This window comes from Vibrio sp. V42_P2S4T144 (assembly GCF_009904715.1).
GTDB classification, from domain to species: Bacteria; Pseudomonadota; Gammaproteobacteria; order Enterobacterales; family Vibrionaceae; genus Vibrio; species Vibrio alginolyticus.
In genome coordinates this window covers 1-2955 of the sequence record NZ_WXWS01000298.1, presented here as the reverse complement: position 1 = coordinate 2955, position 2955 = coordinate 1, and the positions used below count along the sequence as shown (strand labels likewise).

Genomic DNA, 2955 nt, shown 5'->3' with positions numbered 1-2955 from the left:
CCTATGGAATATTTAAAAGAAATGACTTTTTGCTGGTGGCTTTCTATACGCTATTGCGCTATTTATCAAAAGCCGATTAATCGACCACTTTTGGTACTCTTTATTACTAAAGAGATTCTATTCCGAACATGGTTGAAAAATATATTCCTTTGGAATATATTGTATTCCGAGTAAACAATCGGATATTGCCAAAAAGGAATCAGCAAAAATGTTTAAAAAAAATGAATTGTTGTCGCTTTCTGAGGATTGGGCAAGCAAACGAAGTGCCATCCAAGAGTGTCACCACGACCTTATTCTTATCTCTTTGGATGAGCTAATTAATGAATGTGGAGGCCAAGAACAAGCCGCCGCCGTCATTCGCAATTTCTACGGCTTCCCCTGTGTGCAAGGCACGATCAGCAAAGCTCGAAAAGGTAATAATGCGTTAAAGATTCGCTCTCAGCTTCGCTTCGCCATCAACACAATTAAAGAGCCTCAAAGCGTCCAAGCGCAAACCAAGATGATCAACCACTTTGGCCGATTGCCTGTTCACCACGACTTCGTGCGTGTCGATGACGAACTAGGCTTATTCTTGGGATTTGGCTTGTTATCTCGAACACTGCAAATCCAAGTGTTCGTTGGTGGCGAGTTTAAGACGGTTAGTGCTAATGATGTGGAGTTGATCTAATGGCTGCTTTCCCTGCGCGTGACTTAGACGAGTTGGAAAAAATAATCCGTTTAATGGATGACATTAACCCACTTATCTCTATGATGATTGAAATGGAGGTGCGTACAGGTTTACGTTACTGTGACATTTCGAAGTTAAAATTCAGCGATGTGATGATAAATGGCGTGATTCGGTCGTCATTTACCATTGTTCAATCAAAAGGCTTTAAAGGCCGTATGACCCGAGGTAAGAGCGAAAAAGCCGCCAAAGAGGCCGCTCGAATTACTATTCACGTTAATGCCGAACTGGAAGAACTGATTAAACGTATCTACCTACACAATGGCCACAATGAGCTGATGTTTCAATCCAATCACCACTTAGCCAAAAAGGGCAATGCTATCAGTATCCAGTACATCAACCGAGCGTATAAGCGCATAGCGATGGAGTTGAGGCTGCCATACCAGCTATCAACACACTCGATGCGAAAAATGTATGCCATGCTACTACTTGAAAAGAAAGCCTCTTTGAAAGTGATTAAGGACGCGCTTGGTCATTCTAGTGTTGCCGTGACTGACCACTACTTAAGAACGTTCCATGACGAAGCGAAAGAGTACACAACAGGCATTTCATTAAAACCAAAGACGCAATAACGGGAGGGAAAATTATGTGCAAAGCTCTAATGGACGCGAACTTACGAGTGAACGAATTTAAGCTTCGACAACAGGAACTTTCCCGAAAGCCAATTCCGAATGAGCTTAAACCAAAGGTAAGAGAATTAATAAAAAAAGGGTTCAGCAAAAAGGCAATCAAGCTGGTGCTTGGTTGCAGCTATGATGACCTAAAGACTATCAATCTGTCGCATTAATTAGGAATACAAAAAACATAGTTACACTGTAACTTTGTTCATTTGGCCAAGAAAAGGCAGCAATGGTCAGCCAAATCCAACCGAAAGGAATTACATGTTTTGTTTTTTTGAGGGTTATAGAGTGTCAGAGTGTCGTAACGCTTATGCTTATTTCGTATCTAACACAGGCTATCGATTCATTACCAAGAAAAAGACCTGTTACGCAGTTAGTGTGCCTAAGCCGGAGGGTGGTTATATACGTCGTTCTGTCGGGTTTGTTCGCATTGGTGAAAAGAAAGGGCTACGCAAGGCAACCAAAATACGTAACCAAATCGGAAAGGAACTATGGGGACGTTGTTGGGATCGCGTTCGCAAGCAATTCAACTTACTGGCGCGTTTGCCAAAAAGTCTAGACCCACGGCTAACTACCATCGATGGCAAGCAATACTATGTAGCACGGTACACCAAGTACGATGAGAGCAACCAAAAGCACGAGCATTACATCAAGGTGAGCGTGAATGCTAACGGAAAATTAGCGGCATGGACAATTGCAAAGAGAAAGTTACTCAATGCTCACAGCGATGTTATGGACGTATTGTTACACATTGAAAAGGTCAGCAGTGTACAGCTTAAGTAGGGGTTTTGCGCCCATTTCAGCGAAAAGTCCAATGTAAGCCGTTAGCCCTTTATTTATCAGGGCTTTGGAGGAGGGCTGGTTGGGAAAGATCTTAATTTTCACATTAAAGTAGCGAACTTTTTATGTGGGAAGCACAGCTAGTACCTTACAGCTCTTTGGACAAAAGCACGTTAGAGTATGGATTCTAACGTGCTAAATTTGGATTAGAAAAAGTATCTTGAAGCCTTAAATGTTTGTTATATTTATGATATCCCTATATTTTGTCCCACTTTATGAGAGATTTTCTTCTAGCAACTATTAGATAGTAAACACTGATTGCAATAGAGAATACAGAACTCATTATGAGTGCATTTGTTAACGTATCTATAAACTTAGAGTTTTCTTGAGCCAAGCTAAACAGATACGTTATAAACAGATATACGATGAAAAATTCAATGAATTTCAAGATTATGTTCATATGAAGTGATTCCCAATATACGGGTTTTAACTGAACGCCTCGGCTTCGCAAAAACCTATACAAGATAGTCTTATCTGTATTGCAAGAAAGCCCCAAGTCTTTTAGGTGGTTGTCAGCTCTTTCTAACTTATCTTGATAACTCATAATTCCCCCTCAAATCGGAAACGATAACAAAGGTTGAAAGACTAAATTTCGAGTAACCTCATGATTTGAAAATAAATATAACGCCGCATTAAGGTGTGAGCAACGCTACCACGAAACCCAACCATGCCACCGTAAACACAAAACCCAACGATGGAATGAAAAATGCCAAGCGTTGGGAATCACTCTTAAATGCTTTGTTAGTTTTATTTAGAGCACTACTGTAAGCT

Annotated in this window: 4 protein-coding genes; 3 read left to right on the top strand and 1 reads right to left on the bottom strand. The window is 40.7% G+C overall.

The window, feature by feature from the left end:
• Positions 1-208: 208 nt before the first annotated feature.
• The 3 genes from CAG68_RS10325 (at position 209) to CAG68_RS10315 (ending at position 2127) form a co-directional block, all read left to right on the top strand.
• On the top strand, positions 209-667 hold the full coding sequence (locus CAG68_RS10325; RefSeq protein WP_161441109.1) for a hypothetical protein: 459 nt from the start codon (positions 209-211) through the stop codon (positions 665-667).
• Positions 667-1296, top strand: coding sequence for a tyrosine-type recombinase/integrase (locus CAG68_RS10320; RefSeq protein ID WP_161441108.1), 630 nt, complete (start codon positions 667-669; stop codon positions 1294-1296). The genes CAG68_RS10325 and CAG68_RS10320 overlap by 1 nt, the downstream gene beginning before the upstream one ends.
• A 309-nt stretch (positions 1297-1605) precedes the next feature.
• Positions 1606-2127 carry a Fe3+-citrate ABC transporter substrate-binding protein gene (locus CAG68_RS10315; protein ID WP_161441107.1) on the top strand — a complete coding sequence of 174 codons (522 nt, stop codon included), beginning with the start codon at positions 1606-1608 and terminating at the stop codon, positions 2125-2127.
• Between the two features lie 253 nt (positions 2128-2380).
• Here CAG68_RS10315 and CAG68_RS22560 read toward each other — a convergent pair whose 3' ends face one another.
• A complete protein-coding gene (locus CAG68_RS22560) occupies positions 2381-2728 on the bottom strand; it encodes a DUF6404 family protein (protein ID WP_443083859.1) in 348 nt (115 codons plus the stop codon).
• Positions 2729-2955 lie beyond the last annotated feature (227 nt).